Source organism: Nocardia vaccinii NBRC 15922, from assembly GCF_001613305.1.
In the GTDB taxonomy this organism is placed as follows: domain Bacteria; phylum Actinomycetota; class Actinomycetes; order Mycobacteriales; family Mycobacteriaceae; genus Nocardia; species Nocardia vaccinii.
Window position 1 is genome coordinate 12,822 of the sequence record NZ_BDCC01000013.1, and the last position, 19,339, is coordinate 32,160.

Consider the following 19,339-nt stretch of genomic DNA (forward strand, 5'->3'; position numbering starts at 1 on the left):
TCGGGAATTCAGCCCGGCGTCACCAGACCCGATTCGTAGGCCAGTACCACCGCTTGGGCGCGGTCGCGCAGATCCAGTTTCGAAAATACCTTCGATACATGTGTTTTCACGGTCTGCTCCGCGACGAACAGGGCTTCGGCGATCTCGTTGTTCGACATGCCGCGGGCGATGAGTTCGAGTACTTCGCGCTCGCGTGGGGTGAGGGCGTTCAACGCCGGGGACGGGTTGCGGCGGGCGCGCCGGCGGGTGACGTCGGCGATGAGCCGTCTGGTCACCGTCGGGGCGAGCAGCGCCTGACCGTCGGCGACCACCCGCACCGCACGCACCAACTCCTCGGCGGGGGCGTCCTTGAGCAGAAAACCGCTGGCGCCCAGGCTCAATGCCTCGTAGACGTAGTCGTCGATGTCGAAGGTGGTCAGCATCAGCACCCGCACCGGCGGATCGAATCCGGCGGCGAGGATGGCGCGGGCGGCGTCGAGGCCGTTCATCTCCGGCATGCGCACATCCATCAGCACCACGTCGGGGCGCAGGCGTTTCGCCTCGGACACCGCGACCTGCCCGTTGGCCGCGTCACCGATGACGCTGATATCGGACTGTGCGGCCAGGAGCGCGCCGAATCCCTGCCGGACCATCGCCTGGTCGTCGGCGATCAATACGGTGATGGGCACAGGCTCTGCCCTATGTGAAACGGATGATCGACAGCAGACCCGCGACGATGCAGTACACCGCGAACGGCAGCATCGTGCGAGTCTTGAAGAACCGTTCCAGGAAGCGCACCGCGAACCACGCGGCCAAACCGGCGACGATCGCGCCGACTACGGCTTGGCCGATGATGCCGCGTCCCTGCGGACCGGCCAGTTCGGGGAGTTTGAGCACACCGGCGGCCAGAATCACCGGCGTGGCCAGCAGGAAGGCGAATTTCGCGGTGTCCTCGTGGTCGAGTCCGCGCAGCAGGCCGCCGACCATGGTCAGACCCGAGCGACTGAATCCGGCCAGCAGTGCGCCGGACTGGGCCAGGCCGATACCGAGCGCATCCTTCACGCTCAGGGCCGCGAGACGTTCGTCCGAGGCGAGATGTTCCTCGGTCAGCACATCGCCGCCGCGACCGGAGACGCGCGCTTCCTCCTCGGCGAATCTACGTCCGTAGTCCGACAGCGACGGCGCGTTGCGGCGGCGCAATCCCTCACCGACGATCAACACGACGCCGTTGAGCATCAGGAAGATGCTCGCGTAGATCGGGGTGGCGAACAGTGCCCGCAGCGGATGCTCCAGGACCAGGCCGAGGAGGCCGACCGGAATGGTGGCGATGACGATCAGCCAGGCCAGCCGCTGCGTGGAGGTCTCGATGCGACGAGTGCGCAGGGTCTGCACGAATCCGATGATGATGTCGCGCCAGTCCCGCCAGTAGTACCCCAGCAGCGCGATCGCCGTCGCGACGTGCAGGGCGACCACGAACGCCAGGTACGGCGTGCCGGACTTGGAATCCCCCTGCGTGACGAGCTCCTGCCAGCTGCCGCCGATCCACGCCGGGACCAGCACCGAATGGCCGAGACTGGAGATGGGGAACAACTCGGTGACGCCTTGCAGCGCGCCGATCACGATGGCTTGGAAGTAGGTGAGCATCGTGACGAGTCTCCCATGCGCGCTGTCGATCTGCCGCACCAGTTCCCGGGCTGCTTCGCATCGCGTCTGCGACCGGCCGCCCACGTGGATGCGGCCGGCCACCACCCCGGAATCGACGCGCCCATCCGATTCGTGGCCCGCACGTCGGATCGCGATCGATCGCACAGCGGAGGACTGCTTCGCCGCGGCTCACGGCACCGGGGTGGGTGCGCCGAAGGCCGACGGCATGGACGGTGTCGACGGAAGCCTGGCGCAGACCTGGAACCCGCCGTCGGGGCGTGGTTCGGCGGTGAGTGTTCCGCCGATGGCCTCGGCGCGGGCACGCATACCCGCGATACCGGTTCCGGGGACGCCGTCGGCCGGTGATTCGCCGGGCGCATTGACAACCAGCAGCTCCACGAGGTGTGTATCGACCGTCAGGTTCGCCCGTACCGCCGCATGCGGGGCGTGACGGGAGGCGTTGGACAGCGATTCCTGCACGATCCGGTACAGCGCCAGGCCGACCGTGTCCGGCACGGTGTGCAACGGGCCCTCGACGGTCCAGTCGATCGCGACACCGGCCCGGCGCGCACTCTCCAGGAGCAGGAGGATGTCGGCAGCCGTGGGTTGCGGTGCGTGATCGGGCAGTTGGCCGTCGCTGCGCAGTACCCCCAGCATGCTGCGGACCTCGTTCAGCGCTTCCCGAGCCGACGCGCCGATCGACTCGAATTCCGCACGCGCGGCGGGTGATACGTCCGAGACGCGGTAGGGCGCGGTCTGTGCCTGCACCACCACCATCGACATGTGATGTGCGACGACGTCGTGCAGATCGCGGGCGATGCGCGCCTTCTCCTCGAGTACGGTACGGCGGGCTCGCTCGAGCTCGCTGACCTCCTCCTGCTCGACCAGCGCCCGGCGCGAGAGCACCAGCCAGCGCACCAGCAGACCGAACAGGACCAGACCCGTCATCGCGATCGGCCAGCCGAAGACCGACGAGGCGACCGACTCGTCCGCACCCGCCATCGTCGTGGCGAACAGCAGCGCCGAGGACAGCCAGGCGACCAGCACGATCTGTATCTGTGCGCGCACCGCCACCGCGAACAGCAGCGCGAAGAAGACCAGGATGTGTACGACCTGGAACGGCAGGTGATTCCCCGGCTGATGCGGAATCGCCAACGCGATCAGCAGTGCCGAACCCGCCGAAATCGCCCATCCCAGAGCGGGATTCACCCGGAGCAGCACGACGGGCAGCGCCGCCAGCCCCGCGATGAACGGCTGCGCCGCCGTGGGCACCTGGTGCGTCAGATGCAGCGTCGGCCAGGCCACCGAGAACATGGTCACGGCGACCACGCCGACGGCTACGTCGAACCACAACCGCATCCGTTTCGAGTTCCGCGCCGTTCGCGCCGGCATCCGCATCGTCCGAGCCATGCCTATGACCCTAGAAACCCCGTCCACCCGATTCCGTCATACCGCCGGGTGAATTCGCACCCCTACCCCAGTACGAGACCTGCCGCCGCCTCCCCCGCCACGTCGGCTCCCGAACAGATCCTCAGCGTGAGGCTCGATTCGCGACCGAATTCATACGTTCGACAGATGAGCGAGCCCCACGCCGCGTCCCCACAGAATCCCGGCCCTGTTATCCGCAGCGCACTCGCGCACACGGTGATCCCGGAACCTGGCGAAGACCGCGAACCAGCGCCTGTTGCGCACAAATCTCGTTGCGCCCCAGCATCATCGGGCTCATCTGGCGCGACCACGACCGATTCGCCCGCTGTACCGCCCACGCCAGCGATGGCCCAGCCGAAAGATGGCGAGGGCGCAGAGCCACCACATCGTTCGAGTGACCAGGTATCCGCTGCCGGAGTCGTGACCGATTCTCGGAACCGTGCGGGGGGATCGTGGCGGGGGCGAGTGTGGGCGGCGGTCGGGGCAGTCGGCGTGGTTACGGCATTCGTTGTCGCACAGCCGGTTGCCGGGGCGGCGGTGGGGACGGTGGGTGGGGAGAATTCCGCGGCCCGGGTGGCGGTGGCGGGGTTGACCGGGGCGCAACCGGGAAATGTGCTGCTGCCCAGAGACTTTGCCACCGACCGAGGGTATCGGCCGGTCCTCGCCGATGGGTTGCTGGTCGATCCGGGTGGTGACTGTTCCTCGCCGGTGCGGTTGCCGGCGGAATTCCGTACCGCGTGCCAGGCGCACGATCTCGGGTACGACCTGCTGCGTTACGCCGACGATCACGGGCAGCCGCTGGGGACGTGGGCGCGGCAGGCGATCGACGCCGTCCTCGAACAGCGCATGCTGACCGCCTGCGAAGACCGCCACGGTCTGCGCCGGGCCCAGTGCCGGACCGCGGCCGCCGTCGCCGGAACCGCCGTGGACCTGAATTCCCGTCGCCAGAATTACGCAGCGCCCCGCACCGAGTACCTGTTCGGCATCCGCCTGGCGGGCGAGCACCTCGGCTACCAGTTCCTGGCCATCGCCGCGCCCGCCGCGCTGGCGCTCAGCGCCGTCGCACTGCTCATCACCGAGATCGTGCGCGGCAAACGACGGCGCAAGCCGCCCTCGGCCGATCGTGCGGAGACGACGCGATGACGCCGGACGCTCCAGTGGATTCGGCATGGCCGGACACCCGATCACCGGCACAGACGTCGCACCGTGCACGGCGATCCAGATCTTCTCGATTACACCGGCTCGGCGAGGAATTCGCCACGGATACAGGGGGTTTCGATGAGTTCTTCGACTGCTGAGGTTCGAGTCGTCAGTGAGTCCGGCGCTGTTCCGAGGCGGCGGCTTTCGGCGCCGCGCACGGGCACGGTGGTCGCGGCGGCGGCGGGGACGGTGGTGTCGCTGGCTCCCGGGCTGTTGCCGCGGACCGCGATCGCGCAGGGCCTGCTCACCGGGGCGCTCCTGGCGTTGTTCGTCGGCGTGAGTGCGGTTGCCCGAAAGCTGTTGCGGCACAATTCGTCCGGTAGCACACAGCGCGGGCTGCGGGCCGCGATCCCGGTGGGCTGCGCGCTGGCGGTGGCGCTCGCGGTGGTGCGGGCCGAGTGGTGGCAGAACCGGCTGCGTGCGGCCATGGGATTCCCGGACGTGGGCGTCGGATACTGGCTCGAATGCGCGGCCGTGGCGCTGCTGGTCGCGCTCGCGCTGCTCGGGGGCACCCGCGCGATGCGGTGGGCCGTTCGATGCGCGATGCGGGCGCGGAACGTCACGCTGACGATCGTCGCGGCGCTGGCGATACAGATCGCCCTGCTGCCCGCGACAGCCGATGGGCGGCGGCACGCCGACGCGCGCGCTGATGCGCCGACGAATTCCACTGGCGCGCAACCGTTCCCCGAAAGCCTCTCAGAGAACGGCGAAGCGATACCCGACCCGTCCTCGCTGGGGGCGCAGGGCCGCAGGTTCATGTCCGCCGAGGCCGGTCGATCGGTACGCGTCTACGCCGGCCTGAACTCGGCACCGGATCTGAATTCCCGTGTCGCCCTGGTCATTCGCGAGCTCGAACGGTCGGGTGCGCTGGCTCGCTCGAATCTCGTCGTCATGGTCCCGACGGGATCAGGATGGGTCGACGAACACGCGGTGACGGGCCTGGCCCGGCGGTTCGCCGACGATGTCGCCATGGTCGCCGTGCAGTACTCCGACGCACCGAGCTGGGTCGGCTACCTGTTCGGCCGCAACGCCGCCGAACAGTCGCAGCGAGCCCTGTTCACCGCGCTCGAACGACGACTGACCGGCCTGAAAAATCCACCGCGCCTGTACATCTACGGCCAGAGCCTCGGTGCGACCGCTGGAAGTTCGGTCTTCACCGACGACGCCGATCAACGCCACCGCGTCTGCGCCGCGCTCTGGGCGGGCCCGCCCGCCGATCGAGTCCACCACGCCGGTGCCCGGATCCTGGCCAACTCCTCCGATCCCGTCGTCCAGTGGTCGCCCGAACTGCTGTGGCACGCACCGAATCTCACCAACGCCCGTCCCGATGCCCCGCACCCGCCCTGGATCCCGCTGATCACCTTCGTCCAGACCAGCACGGACCTGCTCTCGGCCCTCACCCCCGCACCGGGCCACGGCCACCGCTACGGCATCGACCAGGGCACCGCGCTGGGCACCTGTCACTCTCGTGAAGGCCGAAATCCGTTGCGGGATCAGGCGATCGGTCCGCGCGCCGCCTCGTAGGCCGCGCCGACCCGGTAGAGGCGGTCGTCGGCGAGGGCCGGGGCCATGATCTGCAGGCCGACCGGGAGATTGTCGTCCGCGCTGAGACCCGAAGGGACCGACATGGCGCAGTGCCCGGCCAGGTTGGTCGGCAGCGTGCACAGATCGGACAGGTACATCGCGAGCGGATCGTTGACCTTCTCCCCCAGCTTCCAGGGGGTGAACGGGCTGGTCGGCGACACCAGGACGTCGACCTGCTGGTAGGCGCGATCGAAGTCCTGGGCGATCAGGGTGCGCACCTTGAGCGCCTGCCCGTAGAACGCGTCGTAGTATCCCGCGGACAACGCGTAGGTGCCGATCATGATGCGGCGCTTGACCTCCGGGCCGAATCCGGCCTCGCGGGTAGCGGCCATGACCTGCTCGGCGCTGTGCTGACCGTCATCGCCGACGCGCAGGCCGTACCGCATCGCGTCGAAGCGCGCCAGGTTCGAGGAGACCTCACTGGGCAGGATCAGGTAGTAGGCGGGCAGCGCGTGCTCGAAGTTCGGGCACGACACCTCCAGCACATCCGCGCCCAGATCCTTCAGGGTGGCGACGGCGGCGTCGAAGGAGGCCAGCACGCCGGGTTGATAGCTGTCCGAATGCAGTTCCTTCACCACGCCGACCTTCAGCCCGCGCAGATCGCCGCGCGCACCTTCGCGCGCCGCGGTCACCACATCGGGCACCGCGACATCGCGCGAGGTCGAATCCCGCGGGTCGTATCCGGCGATCACCTCGTGCAGCAGCGCGGTGTCCAGCACCGTGCGACCGCACGGGCCACCCTGATCCAGCGAGGACGCGCACGCGACCAGGCCGTATCGCGATACCGTGCCGTAGGTCGGCTTGGTGCCGACGGTCGCGGTCACCGCGGCGGGCTGGCGGATCGAGCCGCCGGTGTCGGTGCCGATGGCCAGCGGGGCCTGATACGAGGCCAGTGCGGCCGCCGAACCGCCGCCCGAACCGCCCGGAATACGCTCGGTGTCCCACGGGTTGCGGGTCGGGCCGTAGGCGGAGTTCTCCGTGGACGAACCCATCGCGAACTCGTCCATATTGGTCTTGCCGACGATCGGGATACCCGCCGCACGCAGCTTGCTCGTCACCGTCGCGTCGTACGGCGACACCCAGCCCTCGAGGATCTTCGATCCGCAGGTGGTGGGCATATCGGTGGTGGTGAACACGTCCTTCAGCGCCAGCGGCACACCGGCCAGCGGCGAGGCCACCTCGCCGCCCGCGATCGCGCGATCCACCTCGGCCGCGGTCAACAGCGCCTGCTCACCCGCGACATGCAGGAAGGCGTTGAGTTCCCCGTCCACCTCGGCGATGCGCTGCAGATGCGCCTCGGTGACCTGCACCGAGGACACCTCGCGGGCGTGGATCTTCTCGGCCAGCTCGGCCGCGGACAATCGGGTCAGATCCGCCGCGCTCATGCTGCACCTCCCTGCGAACGAGTGGGGGCCTGCGTGGTTACACTCCGCTGCCGCCTCCGGCCCTGACCACTCATTCGCCCTCTCCCAGAATCTGCGGAACCTGGAACCGCTGCTCGTCGACCGCGGGAGCGCCCGAGAGCGCCTCATCGGGCGTCAGGCATTCCACCGGCACATCCGCACGAGTCACGTTCGTCGTCGGATTCGGCGACGCGGTGGCGGGAACGTCGGCGGCGACCTCCGAGATCACCTGCACGTGGCTCAGGATCGAATCCAGCTGGCCCGCATACAGGTCGAGCTCTTCATCGGTGAGAGCGAGCCGGGACAACCGGGCGAGGTGTGCAACCTCGTCGCGGGAGATGGCGGGCACCGCGGGACCCCTTTCGGCAGGTTCGAGCATCGAACAAGTCCGGCATCGAGACGATCGCGCCGGTTGACACCGATAGCCTAGCGAGTCCACCCGCACGACCGTGTCTTCGGCCCCCGCTTCGCTCCTCCGCTCCACACGGTCCGGAATCGACCCGGGCCACGGCCTCGGAGCTGGCGTTATCGAGGGTTGACGGAACCGGGTACCCCTGTAATCGACGCTGCATTCGATGGATAGGTGACCGCTGAAGGACCCGCAGTCGGTCCGGAATCGGGGCGGGCCCCGGCCTATGGCGTGGAACGTCAGGTTGTCCGCTCAACGTCAACGCTACTGCGGTGGCACGAACGACCGATCAGGCTCACAATGCGAGTGACGTAGGTCACCGCGGAAACTTCGAGTCGATTACCCGACATCACGGGTGTAAAGATGACCAGGCTCGGGTATCCGTCCGAAAGTTTCGGTCGCACAGGAAGGAAGGAACGCACGTGTCATTTCTGCTCCGCGTGCAACTTCCGGATCGCCCAGGAAGTCTCGGATCTCTCGCCCTCGCCTTGGGCTCGGTAGGCGCGGACATTCTCTCACTCGACGTAGTCGACCGCGGTGCCGGTTACGCCATCGATGACATCGTCGTCGAGGTCACCCCGGGCGCCCTGCCCGACACGTTGATCACTGCGGCCGAATCGATCGAGGACGTCCACGTCGATTCCCTGCGCCCGTATTCGGGGGTGCTGGACACGCATCGTGAACTCGAGCTGATCGACCAGGTCGCCGGGGCGCGCGACGATCGATTGCAGGTGCTCGTCGACGGTCTGCCGCGGGTGCTGCGCGTCGGCTGGAGCACGGTCCTGGATATGGGTCCACAGGGCGCGTATCGGCTGGTCGGCAGCCAGAGCGCACCCGAAACGCAGGCGGCGACGGCTCCCTGGATGCCCTTGGAGAAGCCGGTCGCCCTCGACGGCGAGGCCGACTGGGTGCCGCAGATCTGGAAGGATATGGACACCAAGCTCGCCGCCGCACCGCTCGGCAACACCGGCAAGGTGCTGATGCTCGGCCGTCCCGGCGGGCCCGACTTCCGCCCCTCCGAGATCGCCCGGCTGGGCTATCTCTCCGGCATCGTCGCCACCGTTCTCGGCTGAGCGCTCGCCCGATCGGCGCGCTCACCCGGCCGACGAAATGCGAAGGGCTACAACGCCAAACGCATGACGGTCAACGGCAGGCCCTTCTCGGTCGCCCAATCCCGTTCGGGTACATGGGTGAAGCCGATCCGGTCGTACATCCGGCGTGCGGCGGCCATACCGGGCATGGTGGTCAGCACCACCGCGTCGAAATCCTCCGCGCGGGCCGTGTCGATCACCGCGCCCACCAGCGCGGCTCCGATTCCCGCGCCGCGTGCTCGCGGATCCACCGCGAGCATCCGGAATTCCAGCTCGTTCGCCCGTGCGATATCGGCGAACGGCGTCCCCGGGCGCGCGATCGTCACCGAACCGACCACCTCACCCGCTCGCGACGCGACCAGCACCAGCGCCGAGCGCGCACGCGCGGACGTGTCGAAAAGTTCTGCGACATAGGGGCTCTCGGAGTGCACATGCCCTTCGCCGACGTAGACTCCGACGGTGAGCGCGCCGACGTCGGCGAACTCCTCCTCGCGTGCGGCGAGGATCGTCAGCTGCGCGTTCATCACCGCACCTCACCGGTCCATCGCGCGGTCGCGCGGGTCGCGTGACCACGTAGGCATGCCCTGCCCGTCGACGGCACCGGCATCGGACTTCTCCGACAGCCGAGAAGCCGCCTGATCGACGATCTTCCGATGCCCTCGGTCACTGGAACGCTCACATCCTCCCGCCGCGATTCGCCGCCCGGCTCCGTTCGTGTAGACGTTACTTCGCGCTGTGTCGCGACGGGCCGGTCGGTCGTGGTTCGCGCGCTCATTCCGCGTTCTCGTGTTCGGCGACGCCACCGTGCTCAGTGGCACCCTCGGATTCATCGCCGGTCGGCTCGGCGGATGTCACCGCTTCGGGACCGCTCTCGAGCAACGTGCGAAATCCCGCCTCATCCAGGATCGGCACCCCCAACTCCTCGGCCTTGGCCGCCTTGGAACCGGGTGCGTCGCCGATGACCACGAAGGCCGTCTTCTTCGAGACCGAGCCGGCCGCCTTACCGCCGCGCACCAGGATGGCCTCCTTGGCCTCGTCGCGCGAAAAGCCTTGCAGTGAACCGGTGACCACGATCGACAGGCCCTCGAGATTACGTTCGATGGAGGTATCGCGCTCGTCCTGCATGCGCACGCCCGCGGCACGCCACTTCTCCACGATGGCGCGATGCCAGTCGACGGTGAACCATTCGATCAGCGCCGCCGCGATGGTCGGGCCGACGCCGTCGACCGCGGCAAGCTCCTCGCCCGATGCTTGTTCGATACGCTCCATACTGCCGAATTCGGCCGCCAGTGCGCGCGCCGCGGTCGGCCCGACGTGCCGGATGGACAACGCCACCAGCACCCGCCACAGCGGACGGTCCTTGGCCGAATCCAGATTCTGCAGCAGACGGCGGCCGTTGGCCGAGAGGCCGCCGTCCTTGTTCACGAAAAGCGTTGTGGTGAGCAGCTTTTCCTCGGAGAGGCCGAACAGGTCGCCCTCGTCCGTGATGACGCCGGATTTGAGCAGGTCGACCGCGGCCTCGTAGCCCAGGGATTCGATATCGAACGCGCCGCGCCCGGCCATGTGGAACACCCGCTCGCGCAACTGCGCCGGACAATGCCGCTGATTCGGACAGCGGATGTCGGCGTCGCCCTCCTTCGCCGGGGCCAGTTCGGTGCCGCATTCGGGGCAGTGCGTGGGCATTACGAACTCGCGCTCGGAACCATCGCGCATATCGACCACCGGTCCGAGCACCTCGGGGATGACGTCACCGGCCTTGCGGATGGTCACCGTATCGCCGATCAGCACGCCCTTGCGGACGACCTCGGCGGCATTGTGCAGGGTCGCCATCGCGACGGTCGAGCCCGCGAGGGCGACCGGTTCCATCACCGCGAACGGGGTGACCCGGCCGGTGCGGCCCACGTTGACCTGGATATCGCGGAGTTTGGTGGTGGCCTCCTCCGGCGGATATTTGTAGGCGATCGCCCAGCGCGGGGCGCGGGAGGTGGAGCCGAGCCTGCGCTGTAGCGCGATCTCGTCGATCTTGACGACCTGGCCGTCGATCTCGTGCTCGATATCGTGCCGATGCTCACCCCAGTAGGCGATGCGCTCGAGCACCGCGTCGGCGCCCTGCACCCGCACGGTGTGCGCGGAGACCGGCAGCCCCCACGCCTCCAGGGCCCGATACGCCTCGTGTTGTGAGGACGGGCCGAAACCCTCCATGCGGCCGAATCCGTGACAGATCATCCGCAGCCGCCGCCGGGAGGTGACCGCCGGATCCTTCTGCCGCAGTGAACCCGCGGCGGTATTACGCGGATTCGCGTACGGCGCCTTACCTTCCGCGACGATGGCGGCATTGAGATTCTCGAAGTCCTCGAGCCGGAAGTACACCTCACCGCGCACCTCCAACAGCACGGGGATCGGGAACTCCTCGGTGATCGTGAGTTCGGCGGGGATGTCGTCGATGGTGCGAGCGTTGAGCGTGACGTCCTCACCGGTGCGGCCGTCGCCTCGGGTCGCGCCGCGGACGAGCCGCCCGTTCTCGTAGACGAGGTTGAGCGCGACGCCGTCGATCTTCACTTCGCACACGTAGTGGGTGTCGTGACCGGTCTCGGCCTCCACCCGGCTGATCCAGGTGCGCATCTCCTCGGCGTCGAACACATTGTCCAGCGAGAGCATGCGCTCGAGGTGGTCGACCGCGGTGAATTCGGTGGCGAAACCGCCGCCGACCAACTGCGTCGGCGAATCGGGGGCGCGCAGATCCGGATGTGCCTCCTCGAGCGCCAGCAGGCGCTGGAACAGCGCGTCGAACTCGCCGTCGGAGATGATCGGCGCATCACGCACGTAATAGCGGAACTGATGGTCGCGCACCTCTTCGGCCAGCTCCTGCCACTGCACGCGCTCATCGCCGGTGGCCGCGCTGATCTCGCTACCGGATACCTCCGATGTCACCGATTCCCTGGTCAGCTCGTTCACGGGTCGAACACTAGCCGAACCCACCGACACACTCGGCGCGACCTGCGACGACCCCGAGAAGTGCGGGTACGCCGGACAGCGGTCCGAGCCGGTCAGCGAGCGGCTCGGACCGACCGTGGTTCCGGCGCGAAAGCCGTTGCCGGTCTTGTACCTTGACAACATGCCAGCGACGTCCGACCTGAATCCGAACGAGCCGCACATCGCCCGGATGTACGACTACTACCTGGGTGGAAAGGATCACTACCAGGTCGATGCCGAGGCCGCCGAGAAGGTGCTCGCGGCGCTGCCCGCCGCCCGGGTCGTCTACGCGGACAACGATCCACTCGTGCTCACCCACGCGCGCGCTCTGATGAAGGGAACGCCCGAAGGGCGCACCAGCTACATCCAGGCCGACGCCACCCGCCCGCAGGAGATACTCGACGCCGCGCGCGACACCCTGGATTTCGATCAGCCGATCGGGTTGTCGGTGATCGCACTGATGAATTTCGTGCCCGACGCGTACGAGATCATCGCGACCCTGACAGCCGCACTCGCCCCCGGATCGCACCTGGTCATGACGCATCTGACGGGCGACTTCGATCCGGAGGGCGTCGCGGCCACGGCAAAGGTGTACCGGGAGCGCGGTATGCACTGCCACCCGAGGACCAAGAGCGAGATCGCCCGATTCTTCGACGGTCTCGAACTTCTCGATCCCGGAGTGGTACCCATCCACCGGTGGCGAGTGCCTGTCGAGCCGCCGAAATCGCGGGACGCCCAGGTTCCCGGGTACGCGGCCGTCGCCCGCAAGCCCTGATTCGCGGGAACACCGCCTCGGGTGCACTGGTTGGAGACCATATGGAACTCGCCACGGCCCTGGACTTCGCCCGCGCACACACCCGTTCGGTGCTCACGACCATTCGCGGGAATGGCCGACCACAGCTGTCGAACGTCACCCACTGGCTCGCCGACGACGGTCCGATCCGCATCTCGATCACCGCGGACCGGGCGAAATACGTCAACCTGCGCCGCGAACCCTGGGCCGCCCTGCACATCACCCGCGAGGACTTCTGGGCCTACGCGGTGATCGAGGGCGACGTCGAACTCACCCCCGTCGCCGCGGACCCCGCCGACGCGACCGTCACCGAACTCATCGACTATTACCGCGCCCTGTCCGGCGAACACCCCGACTGGGACGACTACCGCCGAGCCATGGTCGCCGACCGCCGCGTGATCGCCCGCATCACCCCCACCCGCGCCTACGGTATGCTCCCCTGACCCGAATCCGACGGCGCCGCTGTGGTTTCCGGACTCACCTGCGCTGCACGACCGGCACAGACCGCCGGCCCTTCGCGTGTCACATATCGCATGGCGGTCGGAACTCCGCACCGCCGCAGACGTTTTCGAGTTCGATACGGCAGAGCCCCCGAACGTTTTCGATCGCGTCGCGCAGGTCCTGCGGGCCGGCGAACTATGCCTGACCGGGTTGCGGGATCTCGGGCAGCACCTCGCCGGTTTCCAGCAGGGTCTTGAGGTTCGCCAGGATCGCGGGCCAGCCCTCGGTGATGCCCGCGAGCATCGCGCTGCCCGGCCCGAACCCATTGTGCACCACGGTCAGTTTCACCTGGCCGCCGAGCGGTTCGATCTCGAAACGCACCCGCGAACGCGGCTCACTGGACAGTTTCTCGAAATCCGCTGCGCTGAAACCGAATTCGTCGGCGAATGCCTGGTCGACGGTGTGCCAGGTATAGGACAGCAGTCGGTACGGCCGCGCCTCGAGCACGACCTGTTCGGGGTCCTTGCCGGTCCAGCCGCGCTGGGACCAGGTCATCGGCGAGCCGGGCTGCCAGTCGGTGTCGAAACTCGCGCCCCAGTAGCGGCTGGTGAAGGCCGGATCGGTCAGTGCCTGCCACAGCTGACGATCGGTGGTCTCGATGTAGGTCGTGTAGACGAATTCGTCGGATTCGGTCATGGTCACGCTCTCCAATGTGGATTTCAGGTCGGCGAGCAGATGCACTCGCCCACGGTCGTAGTGATTGATCCAGCGATCGGCGATGGCGTTGATGGGCTCGGCGTTCAGATAGTGCAACTTCTCCCGGCCGCGGCGGCGGGTGGAGACCAGATTCGCCGCCTCCAGCACCGCGAGATGTTTACTGACGGCCTGCCTGGTCATCGCCAGCCCGGCGCACAGCTCGCGCAGGGTCTGACCGTTGTCCGCGTTCAAACTGTCGAGCAATCGGCGGCGGCTGGGATCGGCCAATGCCTTGAACACCTCGTCCACATCACCATCCTCCATATGCAACCATTCGGATGCATATCCAGATATTAGGCAGCCAAATGGTTGCATGTCAACACCCGGTGTCGGGACCTCCGACGGCGGGCGGCAGGATCACACCCGTGCTGCGCAACTTTCAGGTGACCAATCACAGATCGCTGGCCGAACCGCAGGAACTGCGGTTGGTCGGCACCCGGGCCGCGGCGCTGCCCGCACCCGTGACCGCGGTGCACGGCCCGGCCGCCTCGGGCAAGTCGAGCCTGGTCGACGCACTGGGCCAGATGCGCGAGGCGGTGCTGAACTCGGTCACCGGCTGGGACCCGTATGCCGGCCCGGTGCGCACCCCGCATCTCGGATTCGCCGAGCGGCCTTCGGAGTTCACCGCGACGTTCATCGCCGAGGGCGTCCCCTACACGTACGGATTCCGGCTGGACAACGCCGACGTCAGCGCCGAATGGCTGCACAGCCACCCGCACAATCGCAAACGCATCGTCTTCGAGCGCGACGGCGAGCAGATCCGCATCGGCCCGCAGTTCGAACCGGTGCGCTACGGCATCGGCGCGCTGGTGCCGCTGGTGCGCCCGAACGCGTTGCTGCTCAGCCTGGCCGGGCAGATGTACGCCGAGGCGCTGGTGCCGGCCTACCGTTGGTTCTCCGCACAACTGGACGTACTGCGCGGCCGGGAGGACGCGCAGGCCACCGCCCGCCGCCTCGCCGGTCATCTGTCCCGCTCGCCGGAGACCGCCGCTCGGTTGCTGACCCTGCTGCGCTCGGCCGAATCGGGTATCGAGGATTTGCTCATCGCCGAGCCCGACCCGATGTACGCGGACTACCTGCGCGATCTGGACGCCGAAATCGCCGGGGCGGCAAAGGAACTCGATGCCTGCCTGGCTTCGCCCGGATATGCGGTGCAATTCGAGAGCACACACGGACTCAGCCCGACGGCGCTGGAACGCGAACTGAGCAATCTGCGCGCGGCCCGCGACACGCTGTACACCCGGATGGTGAACCGTCGCGGCGCGGGCCTCGGCCTGGTGCACGCGGGCATCGACACTCCGTTCGACATCACCGACGAGTCCACCGCGACGCTGGCGCTGCTGCGCCTGCTGCCCACCGTCCTGGACGCCCTGGACACCGGTCGCGTGCTGGCCGTGGACGATATCGACACCCACCTGTCCGGCGACACCGCCGACCGGCTCATCCACCTGTTCCAGAATCCGGAGACCAATTCCCGTGGCGCACAACTGATCTACACCACCAGTAACCGAACCCTGGTCGATCGGGGCAACGGCCGCTCATCCCGCCGCACCACCGTCTGGCAGCTACGTCGCACTACGAGCGGAACCAGTGAACTGACCGCGCACTGACCGGGTCGAGGCGCCGCGGGCCGAGGTCGCCCAGCGCGGCCCGCCACCGGCAACGCCTAGCATGGTCACCATGCTGCTGCAGATCGTGTTCATCGTGGTGATCGCCGGTGCGCTGGCGGCCACGGTGATGTTGTACCTGCGCGGACGCGGCGGGTCGCCACGCGCGAACACCGAATCCGGCACCCTGCACGTCACGGGCGTCAGCCCCCGGCCCGCGGCGCAGGGCGAGCAGTACGTGACGATCACCGGCACCCTCACCGGTCCCTCGGTCCCCGGGGAGACGGTTTACGGCCGCTACGCCTGGGACGTCAACCAGTGGCCCAGCCCCGGCGACGAGATCCCGGTCAGCTACCCGCCCGGCAAACCGCGACACTGGCAGATCGCACATCCGGGAGCTCGCCCGCCACTGGGCTCCTGAGCGGCCGAACCCCGACGCTCAGTCGAAGGTCAGCGATTCGGGATCCTCCGCGAAGGCGCGGGCGATTTCGGTGGCCAGGGACAATACCCGGCGAGCCCAGGCCAGGGGCGTGTTCGCGAGACCACAGGCGGGGCTGATCAGAACGCGGTCGGCGAGGGTTCGGCGGCCTACGCCGAGGCGGTCGACCAGGCGGACCGCCGGTTCGGCCAGTTCGCGCCAGGTGATCGGGGTCGTCGGAGACTGGACGGGAATCAGCCCGAGCGCCAGCTGTTTTCCGGTCTCCAGGAGTTCGCCGATATCGTCCAGGTCGCGGGTACCAATGGTAGCGAGATCGAAACCGATTGCGGCCGCGGCACTTCCGCGCAGGAATTCCAGGGCGGGCCGGTCCGCACAGGTGTGTACCAGGACGGGGGCCGGCACTGCGGTGATCACCGAATCCAGGACGGACAGCGCCTCGGGTGCGGGGACAGCACGCACCGAATCCAGCGCACTGGTCCCGGGCAGCCATCCCTCCAGCACCGCGGTAGAGGACGGTTCATCCAGTTGCACAACGACTTTCGCGCCGAGTCGCGCGGCCACCTCGGCCGCGTGCCGGGTCAGTCCCTCGGCCAGTGATTCGGAAAGGTCGCGCACCGCACCGGAATCGGTGAGCACGCGATGCCCGTTGCCCAGCTCGAGCTGCGCCGCCAGCGTCAGCGGACCCGCCGCCTGCAGCTTGACCGTCCGCCCGGCTCCCACCGAACCCGTACCCTCCCAGGCCTCCTCGAGCGCATCGAGATCGGTCCGCAGCAGATCCCGAGCGCGCCGGGACACCGCACCCGGCCGCGCGGTGAGCCGATATCCGCGCGTCGTGGCGTCGAACGGCAGGTCGACCAGCAGCGCCGACGCCCGCCCGATCATGTCCGAACCCGTTCCGCGACCGGGCAATTCGACCAGGTGAGCCAGATCGCCCAACTCGCCCACGATCGTCGCGGCGGCCTCGCGCGAATCCGTGCCCGGCCACGACCCGACCGCCGTCGCGACACCACCGCGCAACAACTGTTCGACCTGCCCCGTACTCATCGCACTACCCCTCGATCGATGCCGGTCCACGCGGCGTCCATTGCGCGCCACCGCTCGATATCCACTGCGCGCCAACGCTCGACGCCGCGCGGCAGCGATCGCGAAATCCTCACCGACTGGTGTCCGACGCCAGTTCGGCGGTACCGCGGTCGTCCCGCTCGCGGTCGGCCCCGGTGATGGTGCCGCTGCCGATGACCTCGTCGCCGAGGGTATCGGGGCGATACAGCACCACGGCCTGACCTCGGGCGACTCCGGTCAGCGGCTCGCGCAGCCGGGCCACCAGGCCGTCGCCGATCGCCTCGGCGATCGCGGGCGCGGTGCCGCCGTGCGCGCGGACCTGCGCGATGCACTCGATCGGGCCCTCGGGCAGTTCGCCGGAAGTCCAGATCGCGCGATCCGCTCGCACGGTCCACACGTTCAGCTCGTCCGCGCCGCCGACGCGCACGGTCCCGGATTCGGGATCGATATCGGTGACGTAGCGCGGGCGGCCGTCCGCCGCGGGGCCGGGCAGGCCCAGGCCCTTGCGCTGGCCGATGGTGAAGCCGTGCACGCCGTCGTGTTCGGCGAGCCGGTGTCCGTCGGAGTCGACGATCGCGCCCGGCCGGACGCCGATCTTCGCACCCAGGAACGCGCGGGTGTCACCGGACGGGATGAAGCAGATGTCGTGCGAATCGGGTTTGTTCGCCACGGCCAGACCGCGTTCGGCGGCCTCGGCGCGGATCTGCGGCTTCGGGGTGTCGCCGACCGGGAACATCGCGCGCGAGAGCTGCTCGGCGGTCAGCACCGCGAGCACATAGGACTGATCCTTGTCGGCATCCACCGCGCGACGCAGCACACCGTCCTCGAGGCGGGCGTAATGGCCGGTGGCCACGGCATCGAACCCCAGCGCCACCGCGCGGTCGGCCAGGGCGGAGAACTTGATCTTCTCGTTGCAGCGCAGGCACGGATTCGGCGTCTCGCCCGCGGCGTACGCGGCGACGAAGTCGTCGATCACGTCGGCTTTGAAGCGATCGGCGAAATCCCAGACGTAGAAAGGGATTCCGAGTACATCAGCGGCCCGGCGGGCATCGCCGGCGTCCTCCTTGGAGCAACAGCCCCGCGAGCCGGTGCGCAGCGTCCCGGGTGTCGCGGACAGCGCCAGATGCACGCCGACCACCTCGTGACCTGCGTCGACCGCGCGTGCGGCCGCTACGGCCGAATCGACGCCGCCGCTCATCGCCGCGAGCACTCTCATCGCGAACCTCCCTGCGCACTCGCCAGTCCCGCCGCCCGCGCACGGCCCACCACGGGCGGCAGCACCTCCAGAACTCTGTCGATATCGGCCCGGGTCGAGGTGTGCCCCAACGAGAATCGCAGCGAACCTCGCGCCTCGCGCGCCTGCGCGCCCATCGCCAGCAGGACGTGACTGGGCGCGGCCACCCCCGCGTTGCACGCCGATCCGGTGGAACATTCGATCCCCGCCGCATCCAGCAGCATCAGCAGTGAATCACCCTCGCAGCCGGGAAAGGTGAAGTGCGCGATACCCGGTAACCGCAGCTCGGCGGGCCCGTTGAGCACCACGTCGGGAACCGCGGCCCGCACACCGGCGATCAGGTCGTCCCGCAGGCGGGTCAATTCCGTTGTGCGCGAGGGCAATCCCCGCACGGTCTCGCGCAGCGCCGCGGCCATGCCGACCGCACCGGGCACATCCGAGGTCCCCGAGCGCAGATCGCGTTCATGACCGCCGCCGTGCAGCAGCGGAACGCAGCCCACCTGACGGCCCAGCAGCAGCACGCCGACGCCGTGCGGTCCGCCCACCTTGTGCGCGGCGAAACTCGCCGCGGCGGCGCCACTCCCGGCGAAATCGATGGGCAGCTGGGCGGCGGCCTGCACCGCGTCGGTGTGCAGCGGCACGCCGAATTCCTGTGCCACGGCTGCCAATTCGGCGATGGGTTCGATCGTGCCGACCTCGTTGTTGGCCCACATCGTCGAGACCAGCGCGATCTCACCGGCATGCTTGGTCAATATTTCCCGCAACGCGCGGGGCGAGACCAGCCCCTCCCGGTCGACCTCGAGCAGACTCACCCGGGCGCCCTCGTGCTGTTCGAGCCATTCGACCGCATCCAGCACAGCGTGATGCTCCACGGCGCTGACCAGAATTCTGGTGCGCTTCGGGTCGGCGTCACGTCGCGCCCAGTAGATTCCCTTGACCGCGAGATTATCGCTCTCGGTGCCGCCGGAGGTGAAGATCACCTCCGAGGGCCGCGCCCCCAGATCGGCGGCGATGGATTCGCGCGCCTCCTCCAGCAGTCGCCGCGCCACGCGCCCGGACCCGTGCAATGAGGACGCGTTGCCCGCCGCACCCAGAACAGCCGTCATGGCCTCGACGGCGGCGGGGAACATGGGTGTTGTGGCCGCGTGGTCGAGGTAGACCGTCTGGGGCACCGCACCGACCGGACCCGGGAAGACCGACTTCATGACCGCACAAGCCTATCCGACCGTTGACCTGGGCATCTCAGGGGTATCCCTCCGGGTTCCACACAACATGTTCAGCGTGCGTAACCCGATG

18 protein-coding genes are annotated in these 19,339 nt (G+C 68.3%); 7 read left to right on the forward strand and 11 right to left on the reverse strand.

All coding sequences use genetic code 11. From position 1 onward, the window contains the following. Positions 1-8: 8 nt before the first annotated feature. From NV1_RS11110 to NV1_RS11120, 3 genes are all read right to left on the reverse strand, one after another. Positions 9-668, reverse strand: coding sequence for a response regulator (locus NV1_RS11110; RefSeq protein ID WP_067889084.1), 660 nt, complete (start codon positions 666-668; stop codon positions 9-11). A 10-nt stretch (positions 669-678) separates the two neighbouring features. After that, positions 679-1,623 (reverse strand): undecaprenyl-diphosphate phosphatase, encoded by a 945-nt coding sequence (locus NV1_RS11115; protein WP_067889234.1) that lies wholly within the window; start codon positions 1,621-1,623, stop codon positions 679-681. A 189-nt stretch (positions 1,624-1,812) separates the two neighbouring features. After that, positions 1,813-3,033, reverse strand: a complete 1,221-nt coding sequence (locus NV1_RS11120) for a sensor histidine kinase (protein ID WP_084525272.1) — start codon at positions 3,031-3,033, stop codon at positions 1,813-1,815. 510 nt (positions 3,034-3,543) lie between these two features. Here NV1_RS11120 and NV1_RS11125 point away from each other — a divergent pair. Continuing rightward, entirely contained in the window at positions 3,544-4,194 is a 651-nt protein-coding gene (locus tag NV1_RS11125; protein ID WP_157116797.1) for a hypothetical protein, read from the forward strand. Positions 4,195-4,329: 135 nt separating this feature from the next. Beyond that, on the forward strand, positions 4,330-5,775 hold the full coding sequence (locus NV1_RS11130) for an alpha/beta-hydrolase family protein (protein WP_084525273.1): 1,446 nt from the start codon (positions 4,330-4,332) through the stop codon (positions 5,773-5,775). On the opposite strand, the gene gatA is transcribed toward NV1_RS11130, so the two are convergent. Beyond that, complete coding sequence (gene gatA, locus NV1_RS11135; protein ID WP_067889093.1) at positions 5,745-7,220, reverse strand: Asp-tRNA(Asn)/Glu-tRNA(Gln) amidotransferase subunit GatA; 1,476 nt, start codon at positions 7,218-7,220, stop codon at positions 5,745-5,747. The genes NV1_RS11130 and gatA overlap by 31 nt on opposite strands. A 70-nt stretch (positions 7,221-7,290) precedes the next feature. Beyond that, positions 7,291-7,587: an Asp-tRNA(Asn)/Glu-tRNA(Gln) amidotransferase subunit GatC gene (gene gatC / locus NV1_RS11140; protein ID WP_067889096.1), complete on the reverse strand. Its 297-nt coding sequence runs from the start codon at positions 7,585-7,587 to the stop codon at positions 7,291-7,293. Positions 7,588-8,069: 482 nt separating this feature from the next. On the opposite strand from gatC, the gene NV1_RS11145 reads away from it, so the two are divergent. After that, the gene (locus tag NV1_RS11145) at positions 8,070-8,720 is read left to right on the forward strand and encodes an ACT domain-containing protein (protein WP_067889099.1); all 651 of its coding nucleotides are present in this window, start codon (positions 8,070-8,072) and stop codon (positions 8,718-8,720) included. A 47-nt stretch (positions 8,721-8,767) separates the two neighbouring features. On the opposite strand, the gene NV1_RS11150 is transcribed toward NV1_RS11145, so the two are convergent. Together NV1_RS11150 and ligA are read right to left on the reverse strand one after the other, a co-directional pair. Beyond that, positions 8,768-9,262 carry a GNAT family N-acetyltransferase gene (locus NV1_RS11150; RefSeq protein ID WP_067889102.1) on the reverse strand — a complete coding sequence of 165 codons (495 nt, stop codon included), beginning with the start codon at positions 9,260-9,262 and terminating at the stop codon, positions 8,768-8,770. Positions 9,263-9,509: 247 nt separating this feature from the next. Beyond that, complete coding sequence (ligA, locus tag NV1_RS11155) at positions 9,510-11,669, reverse strand: NAD-dependent DNA ligase LigA (protein ID WP_067889105.1); 2,160 nt, start codon at positions 11,667-11,669, stop codon at positions 9,510-9,512. A 184-nt stretch (positions 11,670-11,853) separates the two neighbouring features. Here ligA and NV1_RS11160 point away from each other — a divergent pair, with 184 nt between their 5' ends. Then, positions 11,854-12,486, forward strand: coding sequence for an SAM-dependent methyltransferase (locus tag NV1_RS11160; RefSeq protein ID WP_067889240.1), 633 nt, complete (start codon positions 11,854-11,856; stop codon positions 12,484-12,486). Positions 12,487-12,527: 41 nt separating this feature from the next. Next, positions 12,528-12,947, forward strand: coding sequence for a PPOX class F420-dependent oxidoreductase (locus tag NV1_RS11165; protein WP_067889109.1), 420 nt, complete (start codon positions 12,528-12,530; stop codon positions 12,945-12,947). 193 nt (positions 12,948-13,140) lie between these two features. On the opposite strand, the gene NV1_RS11170 is transcribed toward NV1_RS11165, so the two are convergent. Continuing rightward, entirely contained in the window at positions 13,141-13,950 is an 810-nt protein-coding gene (locus NV1_RS11170) for an ArsR/SmtB family transcription factor (RefSeq protein ID WP_067889243.1), read from the reverse strand. Between the two features lie 116 nt (positions 13,951-14,066). On the opposite strand from NV1_RS11170, the gene NV1_RS11175 reads away from it, so the two are divergent. Together NV1_RS11175 and NV1_RS11180 are read left to right on the forward strand one after the other, a co-directional pair. Next, positions 14,067-15,311 carry an AAA family ATPase gene (locus NV1_RS11175; RefSeq protein ID WP_067889112.1) on the forward strand — a complete coding sequence of 415 codons (1,245 nt, stop codon included), beginning with the start codon at positions 14,067-14,069 and terminating at the stop codon, positions 15,309-15,311. A gap of 70 nt (positions 15,312-15,381) precedes the next feature. After that, positions 15,382-15,729, forward strand: a complete 348-nt coding sequence (locus NV1_RS11180; RefSeq protein WP_084525280.1) for a hypothetical protein — start codon at positions 15,382-15,384, stop codon at positions 15,727-15,729. A gap of 18 nt (positions 15,730-15,747) precedes the next feature. Here the strand turns inward: NV1_RS11180 and NV1_RS11185 are convergent, their stop codons facing one another. From NV1_RS11185 to NV1_RS11195, 3 genes are all read right to left on the reverse strand, one after another. Next, positions 15,748-16,791 (reverse strand): methionine synthase, encoded by a 1,044-nt coding sequence (locus tag NV1_RS11185; protein ID WP_067889115.1) that lies wholly within the window; start codon positions 16,789-16,791, stop codon positions 15,748-15,750. A 109-nt stretch (positions 16,792-16,900) separates the two neighbouring features. Continuing rightward, complete coding sequence (gene mnmA / locus NV1_RS11190; RefSeq protein WP_067889118.1) at positions 16,901-18,025, reverse strand: tRNA 2-thiouridine(34) synthase MnmA; 1,125 nt, start codon at positions 18,023-18,025, stop codon at positions 16,901-16,903. Further along, positions 18,022-19,248, reverse strand: a complete 1,227-nt coding sequence (locus NV1_RS11195) for a cysteine desulfurase family protein (RefSeq protein WP_067889122.1) — start codon at positions 19,246-19,248, stop codon at positions 18,022-18,024. Before NV1_RS11195 ends, mnmA begins: the two co-directional genes overlap by 4 nt. Between the last annotated feature and the right edge of the window lie 91 nt (positions 19,249-19,339).